This is a genomic window from Nocardia sp. NBC_00511 (genome assembly GCF_045161165.1).
GTDB lineage: Bacteria > Actinomycetota > Actinomycetes > Mycobacteriales > Mycobacteriaceae > Nocardia.
In genome coordinates, this window is the sequence record NZ_CP107850.1 from 168,520 (window position 1) to 184,360 (window position 15,841).

Genomic DNA, 15,841 nt, shown 5'->3' on the forward strand with positions numbered 1-15,841 from the left:
TCGCGCTGCTGATCAGGTCACGGCGCGCCTGATCGAGCGTGTCGAGGCTGCCGGTGCCTGCAGCATGTTCTCGAAATCACGCAGATGCACGTTCTTGTAGACGACCATCGCGAACAGCTTGTCCGGGGTCAGGTCCTGCACGCCACGTTTGTCGGTGATCAGTCGGCGTGTGAAGACCATGTATTCGTTGCAGATGTTGGTCAGCAACCGCATGTCGGGCAACCTGCGTGCCACCACGTCGATCAGGTCACCCGATACATTTGCCTGCGCGCCGGTCAGCAACCGGGCCAGCAGATCACGTGCATTGTGGTGGGTGATGAACGGAACCAGCGGGATGACGAGATCGAAGAACTTCGTCCTGTTCGCCATCACGATCTCGGCGGCCACGGCGTCGCCCGCACGAACCGTGCCGTCTGTGGAAGCGGAATTCGAAGGCTCGGCCAGGTCGTGGCCCAGCTTCTCGAACACGCTGTCGCGGATTGCGTACACGAAGCAGATGCGGCGACGATGCCGGCCGCGGCGGATCTGGCGCGAGGAGTTCAGCACCGTGTTCAGTTCCCGCAGCGCCTGGAATATGTGAGGGTCGTCGAACCGGTCGAGGTCCTCGAGAATGACGATGTCGACCCGAATCCGGGCGAAGAAGTACACGATCTCGTCGAGGAATTCATCGAAGTAGGTGCTGTCAGCCTTGGACAGTGTCACCGACGCCCCAGCAGCCGAAAACTGCGACACCACATAGTTTCTCAGCGCTGTCCGCAACCATGTCAGCGTCGCCACCACGCTGACGATCAGACCCATCCACCCCAGCACAACCACCCACCAGCGGTGCTGACCATGGAAGGCTGCCAGCTCGAAATTCCCGTGGACCAGCCACACCGCCAACCCGACCACAGCGGCTTGAACGAGGGTCAGCGCGAACGACGTCACGACTGACCGGGTCGAGATCCTACGAAACCGCGACTGCGGTACCCGTCGCGGCGGTTCACGATGCAGAAGTTGCTTGACGAATTCCTTCTCGATCCGATTCGTCAGGCCTTCGTTTCCCTCGTCAACTCCGAGATTCGACAGCGACACCCGCAGCACTCGCCGCCCGTGCCGACGTTGCGTCTCGTCCAGCACGCTGGACTTTCCCGCCCCGTACCGACCCGTGAGCGCGATATTCCGCACCGAGGGATTCGCGATCCCAGCATCGAGGTGATCGGCATACATCTGGTGCTGAGTCGGCTGATATCCCGACGTCAACGGGTGCAAACTGCCACTCTGAGTCTCCGCCGATGCCCCCCGGCGGCGGCACCAGTGCCGCACCCCGCTCAGCCGCACCTCGAACACACCATTGTGCCCTCGCGCCATTCGATGCGCCGCCCCTTCGTCCGGTCCAAGCCCGCCACGCCTTCGCCCGCAACGGGCCCGCCGAACGATACTCGAACCCTCCGACACCAACGGCTCGCCACCCCACGAGCACCTCCCAACACACATCCAACGGACTCGGCAATCACCGACAACTCGGTGTCGTCATGAGTAATCTCAAACACCGGACAGAGCACACGCCGCGCTTCCGCACGCAGCAACACTGTCGAAGGCAGGCATCCTCCACCTCCGTAGCGGCTTCATCCAAATTTCTTCGAAACCGCCTATTGCTCAGGCGGTGTTCGGGTCAGGCGTCGGCTGCCAGCAGCCCCTCCAGCCACACCAACTGACACCCTGTCGGCCAGACCCAACAACACTCGTCGTAGCCACGCCACCCACTAACGAAGCCACAACGCCACGTGACGAAATGAAAGCCACACACTGACAAGCGCGGCCAGTGCGCGACGCCTCCGGAATTGCCAACTACATCGAGAAAGCCTCCGAAATTGCCAACTACACTGCGACGAACCCTGCCAAATCTGTCGCAATTATCCTGTCAATCGCCTGGTCAGCACTGCCAACTCGAATGCGACCGGACACTTACGCGTTGAACGGGTCAGCAACCCCCGGACGCAGTGTCGTGATGCAGCGTCCGCCGGGCATCTGTCCCCGCTGCGTACCGGCAGCGGTACCCTGCTCGGTCTCAATATCGTCTGCGCGCACCGCAGCGCCTACCTGCGCGGCTTGGCCGCCACCTGTCCGGGCTGGCAGCCTCTCAAGCCTCCGTGAGCAACCCCGATATGAGCGAACAGATTCCGCGCCGCTGGTATCCACCGACTAATCCGGAGCACCGCCGGTACGTGGCCGAGGTGGCGGTGTGGCGGGCGTGGTGGATGGTCGGCCGGGGCGGCGGGGGGTAGCTCACATCCGTGGGTGGCGCCCGTCGTAGGTCAGCTCTCGGACAGTTCCAGTGCGCGGTACAGCGCCGACTTCGCTTGGTCGAGCAGGTTTTTCGCGTCCGCGATGCGCTCTTGGGCCTCGCGTTTGGCGTCGAGTTCGCCAGCCGCAGGTGGCGTGTCGATGTCGGCGGTGTCGGAGGCGAGGGTGTCGCGGGCGTCGGAGAGTCCGGTGCGGGCGGTGTCGAGGGTCTTGAGTGCGTCGGTGAAGACGTCGATCCGGGTGGGCAGGTTCTGCGGCATGGTGGCTACCTCACAGGTCTTCGGCTGCGCGCAAGGCGTTTTCGACGCGTTCCATGGTGTCGCGGTCCAGGCCGCCTACGCGTTCGCCGAGGCGACGGCGGATGGTGGCCTCGGGGTGCATAGCCGACACCCACCCGTAGGCGGTTTCGACGGCCAGGAGGCCGCCGGGGTCGGTGTCGAGGATGTGGCGGGTGAGCACGACGGGCAGGCCGTCGGCGTCGTTGATGGCGTTGCTGCTGGTGATCAGGCGCAGGGTGGAAACGCCGGGGCGGTTGATGACAGGTTCGTAGCGGTAGACGTCGCCGCGGTTCACGCCGCGCCGCGCTCCTGCTCGACGTCAGCGGCGGCCTGTTCGGCGGCCACCGCTTCGGCATGGTCGGGGTGGTTGGCGTACCAGGCGGCGAAGCTCGCGGCGGAGTCGCGGACCTGCTGATAGCGGGCGAGCTTCTCCACGTACGCGGTCACGTTGCCGCAGGTCTGCACTTCGGCCTGTTTCCGCAGGTATCGGCCTGCGTCGTCGCTGAAAGACAGCGTGATCCGATCTGTCATACCGAGATCATACCGGGATGCGACTGTCAGCGAGTGGCGTCGAGGGCGGCCTGGTCGACCTGGCCGGCCAGCGCACGGAAGTTCCGTGCGCTGGCGATGGCGAGGTCGGTGGTCTCGGCCGGAGTTTCCCCGATCTGAGCGGAGACGACCGGCCTGCCATCGGCATCGTGGATCTGCCATCCGCCGATGGTGACGACTGGGACACCACGGTGATTGGCGAGGGCGAGTTCCGACAAGGCGCCCCAGGATCCACTGACCACGGTCACCGCGTCGGCCGGCTCGAGCAAGTTCTGGAGATCAGCCAGGTAGAACGGCCTGATCGTGGGTCTCCTAGGGCGTTCTGCGATACGTACGAACCGGGCGCCGAGTTCGGTTAGCTCATCCCAGGTTCTCACCGTTGCGTGCAGGTGATCACGGAGCCGACGGCTATGAAGAGCAGATCGGCTACGAGTCGTGCCTGAATGGTCTGCGACCGGGCGGTGGGCAACTGCAGTTTGTCGGTCAACCTGGTGAGCCAGTTTCCGTTCACAGCGGAAAGCGCCCTCGCCGCCGCGATCTTGATGGTGTAACGACTGCGCTCCGCTGCCGGTGATCATCGAGTGCTTTGGCCGGCTTGTCACCAGCACTGAGTTCACCCTGACTGGCGAGTCGCGACAGACCGCTACCGACTGCGCCGTCGCCAAGGATCTCCTCTAGGAACCGCGAAGCGAAATACCAGTCGAGCGTAGGGTCATCAGGTCGGATTCTGGAATCTGGTCGAGGAACGCCTGCGTCATGATGAGCTTATCGACCTCGACACTGGATACGTCGATTTTCTCGTTGGCGGCCGTGGCCGCAAGCGCCGCGTGCACTTCCCAGTACCGACGATTGCGCTGCAGCGGGCGGCAGTTCGAAGGGATATTGCACGATCTTCTCGATGTATTCGAGTGTGCGCTGGGGCTATTGCCGACAACTGCGGTCGTCGACAGCACGTCGTTGATCGTGATTTGGTCGCAGGCGAGCGGATAATGGATACCGGGAAAGCCGCCGAGTAACCGTACGGTCTTGAGTACCGCCAGCAGTTCGTTCGCATCGAGACGGCCAAGGTCATCGACGATGATCAGTACGCGGGGTGCGCTGCTTGGACAACTCTTCCGAGAAGCCACGGAATCGTTCGTGAAGCGACTCGGATTCCCCGAGGGTCAATCCGCTTCGGCGAGATAGCTTTTCAGGCTGTCGAGCACCATGCCCCAGGTCTTCTCGGATTCGGCCACCTCGCCCTCGGCGCGATTGTTGCCCTGGCGGATCGTCACGGTGGTGCCGCCGGGCTCGGCGGTCAGAATCCAGGTGACGGTGTGATAGTTCTCCGGGATGTCGGGCAGCCCGGTCATCGGGCTGTAGTGGGTGACGGCCAGGCGCTGCGTCGGCGTGACCTCGAGGACGCGGCCGCGATCCTCGTACGGCTTGCCCTGCCATTCGCCCTGCCAGGAGATGTCGCCGCCGACCTGCCAGTCGGTGACCACGCGGGTGCCGAAGAAGTACTCCGCGATCTCGGCGGGATCGGTGAGTGCCGCCCAGACCCGCGCGGGCTGCTGTGGGACGGTCACGCTGGCGACTGCATCGGGGATTTCGGACATGGGAAACCGCCTTTCGTTGTTCGACACTCTCTCCACTCTAGGCCGCGTCGGTACCCGATTCTTGGAAAAACGCGCCAATCGATCTCCGGGGCGGGCACATCCGAACGCGACGTGGCACCTGATGTCCGGCAAAGGGTCAGATTTTCGTGGACTTCGACGTTCGGGTATCGCCGACGGAAGACTGGACCGAGAAACCAGCTCGTCGTTGCTCGGTACCCGTCGAGCACACCCGCCTCCGCGAGAAAGAACGTCCCGGTACAGGCGGCCGCGAGCTGCGAGCCCTTCTCTTGCATTGTGGAGATGCGGTCCAGGACGTGCGAGCTCGCTGGCGAGGAAACAAGTTCGATCAATTGCCGGGCATCGAAAATCTCGACAGCGGGCACGATCATCAGGTCGATCGTGTCTTCGATGGTGTCCAGCGGAATCGTCGGGACGAGGTGGCCGTGGCCGGTACGGACACTCGTGCCGAGTGACACCGTCCGCACGCGCCACGGCTCCGGGGGGGCTTCCAGCCCAGGCAACAACCCGTTAGCCGTCGCTCTGCTACCGACTTCAGGGCCTCACTTGGACGTCGCCCCCACAGCCTTAGGTTCGGGATGGAGATCCGCCTGACCCATTGGCACCCGGCCGAACCCCACGGCTGCATCGCCGACGAGACGGCAATCTGACATAAGGGGTTATCGGTGCCACTATTGGGCGCTTCTCGATGACCGTTGCGAACCCCGATCGAACGTTCATCGGGACACTTAAAGTCGACCCACATCGGAATGCGGAAGCCCAGTGCCGGACCCAATGAACCTCAAGCCACACAAGACCCTACCTATTAGCTAGCCCATATTCGTCACTGTGACGAATATGTCAGGGAAAAGGAGGATGCATCGCCAGCCTTCCCGAAGGCGAACTATCGCGATGACGGCCAGACCAGGCGCAGTAACGCCGGGGGCAGCGGGAGGCGCCGGTGAGGGAGCGTCGCGCGGGGAGATGCATCGCGGGTTAATTGCTCGCCATTGACTTCGTCGGCCGGTAGAAAGGTCCACGCTATCCGGCGCGCGGGACCGTCGGTATCAAGGATCGGCCCTGGCGCGCCCCACTCGCGCTCACGACCCGCCGCCAAGGGTCACGAGTGCCGTCAGTGCGAATGGCGCAGAGGGATCGCTGCGCGTGAAGGCCAGTGGCGCGGTCTGGATGTGAATTCCACTCTGGTCTTTACGATCTAGAATTTTCCCTTCTGCCGGTAAGGGTGTCCACTCTTCATACGGGCGAATACGAGGTGTGTCGCGGTTGATCGAAGAATCGAAAATATACACCTGCCCTTCTATGTTGGTTAACACATGGCGGAATACCTGTCGTCCTACCTGGATCTCGACCGCGACGGTGTCCACTCCCCCGCTGCGGCGTCGGACGCCATCTGCGATTCCCGCAAGAAGATTCCTGGTGCTTGCGGTTCCATGAGCGTCGATTTGGGCGAATTTCGGGTCGATCCATCTCTGGATTTCGGAAGTTTCGTAACGAAATCCAACAGTCTCGGCACTATCGGCACCGAGCGATTGAAGCGTCCGGATAGTGTAGGTGGCGTCGTCCTTGACGCGAGGCGGCAGTAACATCCGGCGAAGTGAGCCAGCGACAGGACTAATCAGGAGGGTGGCGCCGAGGGCAGCGGCAGCAGACCACCGCGCTGCGGGGAGCACTCCGAAATGAGACACCAATTGTCCGGCTTCAATACTTCCCCCCGCGAAGCCCAATCCCCATAGCATATTGTTCACCTGCGAAGCTCGACCTCGGAAGCTTTTTCTCACCAATAGCTGATTCCACTTTCCGGCTGACACTCCTGCGGCACTGATAACGGCCCAACCCAACGCCGTGCTAGCCGTGGCTGCCCATGGATCACTCGTGACTGCCTCCACGCCGAGCATTCCGGTCACCGTCGCCAACGTGAGCAAGCTCGTCGATCTGACGATTCCGGTGCTGAATTGATCAGTACCGTCGATCGTCTTGCTGAGACGCTTGTGATTGGTTGAAAGTATGCCGCCCATACCGCCGGTAACAGCGGCCAGTCCTGCTAGGCCCGTTTGCCAACCGGGAAGAGTTGTAATCAATGAGGTGTAATATAGTGCTTGCGCGCCCTCGAAGGTATACAACGCAGTGGAGCTCCTACTGTAAAAGCGCAGCGTCGGCGTGCGACGGATCTCATGTATACCCTTTCGCCAATCGGCCCAGAAGGTACCCTTGACATGAGGTCCGACACTGCTATCTTCGCGACTCTTCGGATCGACATGCCCTTTTGGCAAACCACCGATTGCCCTTATGTTCCATGCTGAACTCAGCGCATCGATCATGAATGGTAGCGCACCATCAGCTACGTGCATCAACACTGGACCGAGTGCGCCACCAAATAGAATGACACGGCTCTGGAAGCCCGCGAAACGCCTGTATGATGCAGCGCGAGCATCGCCACTCATGTTTTGCAGGGTATTGGAAATTGCCTGGAAATAGAATATATTTGATCCCACTGCGACAGCAGTCGACGCGGCCAGAATTTCCATCAAGCCCGGGGAGTGCAGTGCGACTGCGGTGCCGGCTCCGGCTGCGGCGACCAGTCCGACGCCCTCAATCATCATTAACGGGAAGCGGAGACTATTTCTTCTAGTATCCGTTATGTAGCCAACGATCGGTGGCACCAGAAAGGCGGGCACCGTACCAGCCAGCGACAGGAGTCCGGCGTCGGCCGGGCCCAAGTGACTCATCGCATAGATCGGCAGGGCAGCCGCTGATATGCTCGATCCGAAAGTGCTCCCGAAATCTCCGATAATCAGCCTTCGGAACGTTTTGTCAGTTCGTGCCAGGTGTACGATGGAGGTCTCTTCTTTTCCTGCAACCCCGCTGGAACTATCGGATAGGGCGGGTTGTTTGCTCCGACGACGCGGCTTCCCGGTCGCCGGAGCTTTGTTGTCTGCGCCCTCGGCTTCTGATCTGTCGCCAGGTCTGGCGGAGCTTTCCTGATGCGGGATCCGCGCCGAGCCTTCGCTGGTTCGGCTCTTTTTCCACCACGGGTGTCGAACAACTTCAGCGGGGCCCGAGGTCGAGTGGGAGGTAGCGGCCGACTCGGAGGGCAAAATGGTGCCGTGGTCTCCGCTGGCATTGTCCGGACCGACACCTGCGACACGGGGACTCCTATCCTCTTCCTCGTTTTTCTGTGGAGTCCATGGCGTGCGCGCGTCTGTGCCCGCCGACTGCGTACCAGTCTTACCAGTCTGTGGATTCGGCGTCGGCTCGCCGGGCGCTGGTTCGGGATCGCGGTGGCCGTTCCTCGGCTTCGGTGACTCGCCGTCCGCGGGTGTCGGATGCACCATCTGTGGCTGGTCCGGTGGTTCGGGTTCGGTGCGGCCGATGTTGGATGTGAGATGTGGCGCCGTTCGTTCGGTCGTGCCCGACCATGGCATCCAGTTGCCGTCTCGGTCGAAGATGCTCGCGAGGGTGAGGCCGTGGGTGTTGGTTCGTGGAGGGGCATCGCCGGGGTGTTGTGCAGGGTCTTCGAGGACGATGCGGCTGCCGCTGCCGTCGGATTCGGAGTGGTAGATGAGGCGGTAGGTATGGTGGCCGACGCCGTGCTCGTCGATATCCCGGGTGCCATCGGGGTGGAGTCGTTCCTCGACGATCACAGCGAATATGCCGTTTCTGCGCTCGTGCGCTAAGGCTTCTGCGATGCGTGTCAGAGCTGTTTCGATCTCGGAGCGATTCTCGTACTTCTGGAGTTTGGCTTGCCAGGCGTCTTCGAAGGCGGTGTCGGTGACTCCGCCCGGCCCAGTCACGGTCAGGGCGCGGATGTGGGTGTTGCCGGTTTGCTCCCGCGCGGCGCGTAGGACTTGTGGCGCGCATTGGTTGAGTCCGGCGAGAAGGGTTGGGGACGCAAACGATTCCTGGGCATTCGCTGGGACCACCCGTAGGGCCTCCGGTGGCCGTGCCTGCGGACTGTGCTCGGCAGCGCCGGAGGCTGATCGGTCCGGGTCCACGCCGGACCCCGCGACACGGCCACGGTTCGGCTGCTCACTCGACTCTATCGCCACGCGATCCGGTCCCGTCTTGCTGGTCGCGGAAGGTACAGGGAGCAGAGCGTCGTATTGCGTATTCGGTGTGTCGCTGCGCTCGCCGCGTGGGTCGACCGGCAGCTTCGCCACAGTGTCGGAGGGTGTCGATGAGGGCGGAGATCGCAACTCATGGGTGCCGCCCGATGCCCCGGAGTTGTGTGATGGGTTCACGGTTGGGATCTGGTCGCTGTCGGCCTCGGGCGCAGCACCCTCATCCATGGCATCGGTGTGGTCTGATTCCGTTGCCGTGGTATCTAGTTCGTCGTTTCTGGGCGCGGCCGAAGGATCGATCAGGTACGCCGGAGATCGGCCGATCGGCGAGTCGCCCGGTAGATGCGCGGTCCGGTGTTCGACGTGCCCCTCAGTGCTGGCAGTGCCGCTTGATGTCTGGTCTGGTGCTGGCCGACCGAGGTCGGGCCGCGGCTCACGCTGGGCCGGGCTCGCAGTTGGGGAATCGGGCAGCAATTGCACCCCAGCATCGTGTGCGCGGGTCTCGGTGGAAGCCACAGTCGCCTGGGAGTGAGGCGCTAACTCGCCGCTGACCCCCGAAGAGTGTCCAGATGCCACGTCTCGTGCGTGCGGGGCCCGTCGGTCTGGTGACTCCGATGAGGCCTGCGGCGGGGCGCTGTTCGTAAGTGTGGAGGGAGCGTGAGTCTGGGACGCCGGCCGAGACAGGGCTTGCGGATTCGGCCTTGTCTGAGTGGCGGTGGGTGCGTGTTCTGCTGGTGGTGTGCTGGTCGGGGTTGCAGTGATGGCAGCGTTTGGTGCTGTGACCGGTGTGAGCGTCGGAATCGACGAGGCTGAGCCTCGCAATTGCGGAATTGCCTGGGGCGCTGCAGAATTCGATGTCGGCGTGTTTTTTCGGTCCTGGGTGTCGTTGTGATGTATAGCGGTGGTGTCGCCGGTTTGGCTTTGGCCGGTTTCGGGTGGGGGTTCTGCTGAGGGATGCGATACCGCGGTTCTGGATTTCGGGGAGGGCGCGGAGGTGTCGGTCTCGCGGCTGTGTGGTGTGGCGGGGGCGGTGGTCAGGGCGAGGGGTTGTGTCGGGTGGGTGGAGGGGCGTTGACGCGGCGGCGATTTGGCAGTGGTCGGTGACGTGGTGGACAGGCCCAGGTCTGCCATGAGGTTGTCGTGGAGATCGCGCAGTGTCTGCACCGCTTGTTGCGGCGTGTAGGGTGCTGACCGGCCGGTGTTCCTGCCTTCGACCACTTCCCATGCCTGGGCGGCTTGTTCGGAATATGTCTGTAGTTCGGGTCGGTTCCGGTCGGGGTGGGCGAAGCGCATGATCCTGTAATAGATCTTCTTCGCTTCGGCTTTGGTTTCTTCCGAGATGACGGCGGGGATGTCGTCGGACGGATGGGCCGATGACGCGGCATCGCCGGCGGCGAAGGTCTGCGCACCTTCTGCCGTGGGGTGATCGTGGCGTCCGGCGAAGCCCAGCAGTGCTCCATTGAGCGCTCCGCCGAGCAATTGCGACCAGTCCCAATGGCGGGTCAGTGCGGCACCGGCACCGACCATGATGGCGCCTGAACCGAATCCCACGCCCAGCCGCCCCAGCGCCGAATATTGCAGCCCCGCTTTGAAATGGACGACCGTTCCGGTGACGAGGTGACCGACGAATGCTGACCCGGCACCTTGCAGGAAGTCCTTGGCGAGGTTCTTGGGCTCTACGCGGGTTCCGGACACAGCGTCGGCAGCGAGTGTGAACGCGGATTGTTCAGCGCCGATCCGCGCCGCCCCGACCACGCCGCGGCGCAGGAGCGAACCCAGAGATAGCTCCAAGCCCGTCATTTCGTGAATCGTCGCCGCGGCGGCGGCGTCGAACGCGGCCTTTTCCGCGATGACCGAGGGCAACGTCTCCTCGATTGCCGCCGCGCCGGCGACCGGATTCCCCACGCCCGCCAGAACGGTCCACTCCACCCGCAACGCCATCATGATCATCGCCAATTGGGAAGCCAGGGACTCCTCAGCGAATTCGAGTGTCGCACCGCCGATCTTGGGCGCGGCCTCAGCGACCGAGGCCGAAGCGACGGTTACCGAGTCCAGAAGTTGCGAGAGAGGCTGTTGCGCGGCACCCTGCAAGGCTTGCTGCGTGAGCGTCCACTCGCGTTGGGCGGCGGCGGTGAACTGCACGAGGTGAGTGCCGAGCTTGTCGACGACGGCACCGACCTCGCTCAACGCCCCCGGTCTCTGCTCCGGCAACCGGCCCGCCAGCAGCACCTCCTGCAGTGGAGTCGGAACCGAACCCACCAACTCCACGAGATGGTCATCGTTGAACACAACGCGCAGGACCTCCGCTGATCAACCGGCCCGGTATACGGCGGAAACGATGACTTGATAGAGCGCTTTCGCTGTTCTGCTCGCGCTGTCGCCGTCGCGTATCACCGCCAGGAATGCCTCCTCCAGCGCGGCCATCGGGTCGAGTTGTCCTTCGCGATTCGAGAGGCCCTCTCGGTCCAGCCATGTCCGATATCCCCGAACGACCCGCGCGAGCGTGTCGTAGCGTCGACGGATGTCGAGTGAATCGAGATAGAGTCCGATCAACGTCCGGTGCGCCAACGTTGGCGCATATCCCGCGCCTGCCGCGATCAGCGCTCGACCACATACGCGCGCGGTGGCGGCGAAGGTGGCATTGGGTGCCGGCGGAGTCGCGGCAGTGACGAGTGCGCTGTTCAGGATCAGTATCGACCCCGGGGTGTCGTCAGCCTGGACGAGGTCGACCAAATGTGTTGCTGCGGGGGTGATCTGCACTTTCCGAAGAGCTATCTGCGGGTGAGCCGGCACGATCGCGTCGATAGCAGCGACGAACTCCTCGGCGGCGGCCAGATCGAGATCAGGGTTGTCGAAGCCCATTACCTCCAGGTTGTGTCTGCCTGCCAGCTCACGTCCGAGTTGAACCAGCTTCGGAGTCGTGTCGGGTTTAGTGTGTTTTTTGGGCTTCTTCTTTTCGGCATTCCGCGGTCGACCTGGGCCGGGGCGCTGGGGCTGGTTTTCTGAATCGGGTGGCGCCGGTGCTGTCCGAGGCGGCGGCTGTGGCACACCAGCGTTGGACCCAGACCACGGCGTGGTTGTTTGAGGCGGCGGCGCATTCTTGTCGGCTGAACGTCCGGCGGCGTCGGTACTCGACGGTCTTGCTGTAGTGGAGGCGGTCGGCTGCTGAGTGGGCACCTTCGCGTTACCGGGCCGAGCCGCAGGAGATCCATCCACATTGGTCGCGGGCCAGCGGGGCCGAGTCACCTCGTGGGGTGGAAGGTTGCTGGCTGCTGGGCCAGGCTGACCAGTTTTGTTATCCGGAGAAGTCGAGTCGTTGGGTGCGGCCTTGTCCACTGCCGGGATCGACAAGGTGCCAGGGATCGACAAGGTGCCAGGGACTCCCAGATGCGCCGGAGCGGCGAGTGATCCGGGTGCCGTATTGGGCTCGGCTCTCTGGGATGAAGGAGCGCCGGGAACCGATCGAGTGGGTATTATCGGCTGTGGCAGCACAAACGGTGTCGATTGTATAGGTGTAGCGGTCGGCTCACTACCGGACGGGCCTGCGCCGTTGCCTGTGTTCATGATCATTCCAGCACTGGAGAGATCCACTGCCTCGTACTGGTCCGCCATTGATTCCAGTTGGTCCGCCAGCTGCAAGAGTGAGTGCGCGGCTTGGTCGCAGAATGCGAAACTCTGGTCGATCTGTGGCAGTACGTCGCTCTCGAACTGTTTGCCGGCGGCGTCGGCACCCCATGGCTGCCTCTTCGCCGCGAACTCGATCTGCAGCTCGCGTACTCGCTGCACCGCGTGGGCACCGATTTCACGGAACGCCGCCGCCCGCGCGCGTAACGCCTGCGGGTCGACGTAGAGGGGTTGACTCGTCATCACCCCACCCACTCATGTTGGCGCGCGTAGGTCATCCCGTAGTCGGCCGGGATGGAAATGTAGGTGCCGATACACCCCATGGGCTCTGTCAGATCCTTTGTAGTCCTGAATTCGGAACGATGGGCTTCTGCCCCCGCCAGGTCTTGAGCGACGCGCGCAACTCTGCCCCAAGTTGAGGTCAGGCCTACCGTCCACAGAGTGCGCCCGTCCGATTAGTGCCATTCGCGGATTGGCCTCCCCCTTTTTCCAGCGCCCGGTCGTCTCGAGGCCCTGCACAGTTCGACCAACCTGCTTCGAATTGTGAATGCTTCCGATCCGGTTGCGCAGGGCTAGATGTACGGTGACCCGTCGACAACGATGACTGCTGCCGCAGTCGGTCCTGCTGCCAATGCTGGGAACAGCACCGAAGGGCCCGCCCGCGGCAAGGTTGCTGTCTGCTCTGAGCCGACCCGGCCATCATTCGGCGCAGGGAGGTGCATCAATGGTTATGGCCTTGGCAAGGCCGCGCGAGCGAACCGGGGGGTGCATGCCAGCGGCATTACACCTCCGTTCGGAACGAAGTGGGCGTGACTTCCGTCGCCGAGGGTGTGGGTGCCGTGGTGATCATTCGAGTGGCATCCATGGTCCGCGAGGGCTGCCGGCGCGGCGCAGGTGACCGCTGCGGCGAGTGAGCCGACGACGGCCGATGCCGCGAAGTCCTGAACGAACGTGCGGCGCGGGCCAGTGCGGTCCGGGAATCCCCGCAACGGGCTGAGCCAAGGCAGCGTGAGGCATGGATGCGGCAAGGTGCCGCGGAGTTGGGTGGTGTGGCTGCCGTGCACGCGATAATCGACGATGTGTTGCGCCGACCCGCACCGGAACGGGCGACGATCACCGACGACTGGATCGATGTTATTGCCCTGCAAGTAGCTCAGGCTGTCGCCATCCGCCATCCGCCATCCGGAGCCACGCCTGCATCACTTTCGTGCCGAAACCGAGAGGCGTTTGCGAGGTCGTATCGGTGCAGACCAATGGGTGACGCTCGCGCCGCGGGTCACGACGGCAGCCCGAGAACTGGTTCGCCGCTGAGTCCGGAACCGAGCGCGCGGGGTGACGCCACTGTGGAGCAGCAAGATTCGAGGCAACGGCCGCGTGTTTCACCAGAGACGGATCACCGGGTGTCAACGATGCGAGCGGCGTCTGCGAGCAGTTGGACGTCTTTGCCCTGAGGTCGGGACAGCAAAGCGGCGCAGCCCGGGTGTGCGCAGGGAAGCGGGAGGCTTATTCCGCAGGTGCCGAGGTAGCTGAGCAGCATGGTGGTGCGCAGCGCGTCGGCGTTCGCCTTGTCGTATCGGTCGCTATCCGTGGTGATGTCGTCCATGGCGCAAGGTGGCCGGCGGACGGTCGGACAGAGCAGGCATGCCCCGTCCAGTTCGTCGACGAACTGGCGGCGGAGGCGGTCCATGGAGTCATAGACAATTGCAATGGTGTCCGCCGTGTACGCATTGGCTCGCAGCCGTCGTTCGGTGGAGGGCTGGATCGGCGGATTCCTGCCGAGCCGTCGATGGTGCCGTCGGTAGGCTTCGGCACCGACGATGGTGCCGTTGCCGTCCATAAGGTCTTGAGCCTGCGCCATGGAGGGTAGTGGGCGTCGCGTGATCCGGAATCCTGCTTCGCGCAATGTGTCTACGACTGATTCGAAGTCGCCGGCGATCCGCGGCGCGATGTCTTCCGACCATTCGCCGGTCGGGATGACAAACCATGTGTGGCCGAGCGATCGGGTGGCGGGACGTCCGCCGAAGACGCCGTCCAGCGCGACGATGTCTGCCACTGTCTCGGCGAAGAAGCCGACGCTGTCCAGCGTCGTTGACAGTGGCGCGAAATCCTGTGCGCCATAACGTCCTACGCTCGCGCGGTATCCGGTCACGCCGCAGTAGGCGGCTGGGACCCGTACCGAGCCGGACGTGTCGGTGCCTACGGCCAGTGACACGATGCCGCGCGCCACCGCGACAGCCGAGCCGCAGGACGATCCGCCGGGTACCAGGGCCGGATCCAGCGGGTTGGCGGGCGTGCCGAAGTGGTCGTTGATGCCCAGGCCGGAGAACGCGAACTCGCTGAGGTTGGTCTTGCCCACCGTGACCAGTCCGCCGGTGGCCGCCCGTCGTACCAGCAGACTGTCGTGCGGAGCCGGTGGATCGGCGCTGCAGGCGGCGGAACCGCTGGTCGTCACTGTGCCCGCGACGTCGAACAGGTCCTTCCAAGCGATCGGAACACCGTCCAGCGGGCTCAACCGTTGCCCATGCCTGCGAGCGCTGCCTTCGGCTTCCAGTACGGCTCGTTCCGGCGTGGTGGCCAGGAAGACGTTGGCAGCCGCCGTGCCGCTGGCGGCGGCGAGCGTCGTGGCCACGATGTCGTTCGGCGTCGTTCGGCCGGAAACGAGGGTCGCGGCCAGTTCCATCGCTGTCGTCATGGTCGGGCAACCTTAGCCGAAAACGGACAGGGTGTGACTGGTCGAATGCACAGTGTCATGGTCTGACACTGGATGAAGTTCTATTGATGGCCGGGTCCGCGGCGGTGTTGACTGGGACCCGTGATTCTGGACGAAGAAAGCGATCCGCTGGTGGTACCGGCGAGACAGGGCCGCGCCGTGGTGTTGCACAGGGGTCAGCAGGTGCGGATCACCGACATCTGCGGCCGACAGGTGGGCGATGTCTTCGTCTACAACGCAGCCGATCTCAGCGAGCACCACAGCGCATCGCACACACGTACCCACACCGGCAGATTGTTTCCCGAGGTGGGGGGATGTTTCGTCACCAATCACCGCCGGCCCATCCTGACCTATCTGGCCGACACCTCGCCCGGTGTGCACGACATGCTGATTGCCGCTTGCGACCCTGAACGCTATGCGGCGCTGGGCGATCCGATCCACGCGTCGTGCGCCGAGAACCTGCTTGCCGCGATGGCGGCGCTGGGGCATCCGGCACTGCCGTTCATTCCGCAGCCGATCAACATTTTCATGCGGGTGCGGCCGGCCGAGGACGGCTCGCTGAGCTGGCTGGACGCCGCGACAGCGCCGGGCGATTCCATCACCTTCCGTGCGGAGATGGACTGCATCCTCGTGGTCTCGGCCTGCCCGCAGGATCACGTGGTGATCAACGGCGACGGGCCGACCCCGCTGGCTTTATCCGTTCTAGCCTCGGACAACTAA

The 15,841-nt window shown here is 63.6% G+C and carries 13 protein-coding genes; 3 read left to right on the plus strand and 10 right to left on the minus strand.

The window, feature by feature from the left end; genetic code table 11:
• Positions 1–12: 12 nt before the first annotated feature.
• The 7 genes from OG300_RS41960 to OG300_RS41990 all read right to left on the minus strand — a co-directional run bounded on the left by OG300_RS41960 (position 13) and on the right by OG300_RS41990 (position 4,711).
• Positions 13–1,476, minus strand: coding sequence for a hypothetical protein (locus OG300_RS41960; RefSeq protein ID WP_405498885.1), 1,464 nt, complete (start codon positions 1,474–1,476; stop codon positions 13–15).
• Between the two features lie 821 nt (positions 1,477–2,297).
• Entirely contained in the window at positions 2,298–2,546 is a 249-nt protein-coding gene (locus OG300_RS41965) for a hypothetical protein (RefSeq protein WP_331722858.1), read from the minus strand.
• A gap of 10 nt (positions 2,547–2,556) precedes the next feature.
• Positions 2,557–2,859: a hypothetical protein gene (locus tag OG300_RS41970; RefSeq protein ID WP_331722859.1), complete on the minus strand. Its 303-nt coding sequence runs from the start codon at positions 2,857–2,859 to the stop codon at positions 2,557–2,559.
• On the minus strand, positions 2,856–3,095 hold the full coding sequence (locus tag OG300_RS41975; protein WP_331722860.1) for a hypothetical protein: 240 nt from the start codon (positions 3,093–3,095) through the stop codon (positions 2,856–2,858). The genes OG300_RS41970 and OG300_RS41975 overlap by 4 nt, the downstream gene beginning before the upstream one ends.
• 26 nt (positions 3,096–3,121) lie before the next feature.
• The gene (locus tag OG300_RS41980) at positions 3,122–3,382 is read right to left on the minus strand and encodes a hypothetical protein (RefSeq protein WP_405498886.1); all 261 of its coding nucleotides are present in this window, start codon (positions 3,380–3,382) and stop codon (positions 3,122–3,124) included.
• A gap of 405 nt (positions 3,383–3,787) precedes the next feature.
• Positions 3,788–4,240, minus strand: coding sequence for a P-loop NTPase fold protein (locus OG300_RS41985; protein WP_331722862.1), 453 nt, complete (start codon positions 4,238–4,240; stop codon positions 3,788–3,790).
• Positions 4,241–4,276: 36 nt separating this feature from the next.
• Positions 4,277–4,711, minus strand: a complete 435-nt coding sequence (locus OG300_RS41990; protein WP_331722863.1) for an SRPBCC domain-containing protein — start codon at positions 4,709–4,711, stop codon at positions 4,277–4,279.
• A 146-nt stretch (positions 4,712–4,857) separates the two neighbouring features.
• Here OG300_RS41990 and OG300_RS41995 point away from each other — a divergent pair, with 146 nt between their 5' ends.
• Positions 4,858–5,184: a hypothetical protein gene (locus OG300_RS41995; protein ID WP_331722864.1), complete on the plus strand. Its 327-nt coding sequence runs from the start codon at positions 4,858–4,860 to the stop codon at positions 5,182–5,184.
• Positions 5,185–5,808: 624 nt separating this feature from the next.
• Here OG300_RS41995 and OG300_RS42000 read toward each other — a convergent pair.
• Positions 5,809–11,076: a hypothetical protein gene (locus OG300_RS42000; protein WP_331722865.1), complete on the minus strand. Its 5,268-nt coding sequence runs from the start codon at positions 11,074–11,076 to the stop codon at positions 5,809–5,811.
• A 21-nt stretch (positions 11,077–11,097) separates the two neighbouring features.
• Positions 11,098–11,649, minus strand: a complete 552-nt coding sequence (locus tag OG300_RS42005; protein WP_331722866.1) for a hypothetical protein — start codon at positions 11,647–11,649, stop codon at positions 11,098–11,100.
• A 783-nt stretch (positions 11,650–12,432) separates the two neighbouring features.
• Between OG300_RS42005 and OG300_RS42010 the strand changes: the two genes are divergently transcribed.
• Complete coding sequence (locus OG300_RS42010; protein ID WP_331722867.1) at positions 12,433–12,618, plus strand: hypothetical protein; 186 nt, start codon at positions 12,433–12,435, stop codon at positions 12,616–12,618.
• A gap of 1,186 nt (positions 12,619–13,804) precedes the next feature.
• Here OG300_RS42010 and OG300_RS42015 read toward each other — a convergent pair.
• Positions 13,805–15,103: an amidase family protein gene (locus tag OG300_RS42015; RefSeq protein WP_331722868.1), complete on the minus strand. Its 1,299-nt coding sequence runs from the start codon at positions 15,101–15,103 to the stop codon at positions 13,805–13,807.
• 120 nt (positions 15,104–15,223) lie between these two features.
• On the opposite strand from OG300_RS42015, the gene OG300_RS42020 reads away from it, so the two are divergent.
• Entirely contained in the window at positions 15,224–15,841 is a 618-nt protein-coding gene (locus OG300_RS42020; RefSeq protein WP_331722869.1) for an urea carboxylase-associated family protein, read from the plus strand.

Bases quoted from the DNA above. Each gene is read 5' to 3' on its own strand.
- OG300_RS41960 (WP_405498885.1), bottom strand. From the start codon at position 1,476: ATGTGTGTTGGGAGGTGCTCGTGGGGTGGCGAGCCGTTGGTGTCGGAG.
- OG300_RS41965 (WP_331722858.1), bottom strand. From the start codon at position 2,546: ATGCCGCAGAACCTGCCCACCCGGATCGACGTCTTCACCGACGCACTC.
- OG300_RS41975 (WP_331722860.1), bottom strand. From the start codon at position 3,095: ATGACAGATCGGATCACGCTGTCTTTCAGCGACGACGCAGGCCGATAC.
- OG300_RS41990 (WP_331722863.1), bottom strand. From the start codon at position 4,711: ATGTCCGAAATCCCCGATGCAGTCGCCAGCGTGACCGTCCCACAGCAG.
- OG300_RS42005 (WP_331722866.1), bottom strand. From the start codon at position 11,649: ATGGGCTTCGACAACCCTGATCTCGATCTGGCCGCCGCCGAGGAGTTC.
- OG300_RS42015 (WP_331722868.1), bottom strand. From the start codon at position 15,103: ATGACGACAGCGATGGAACTGGCCGCGACCCTCGTTTCCGGCCGAACG.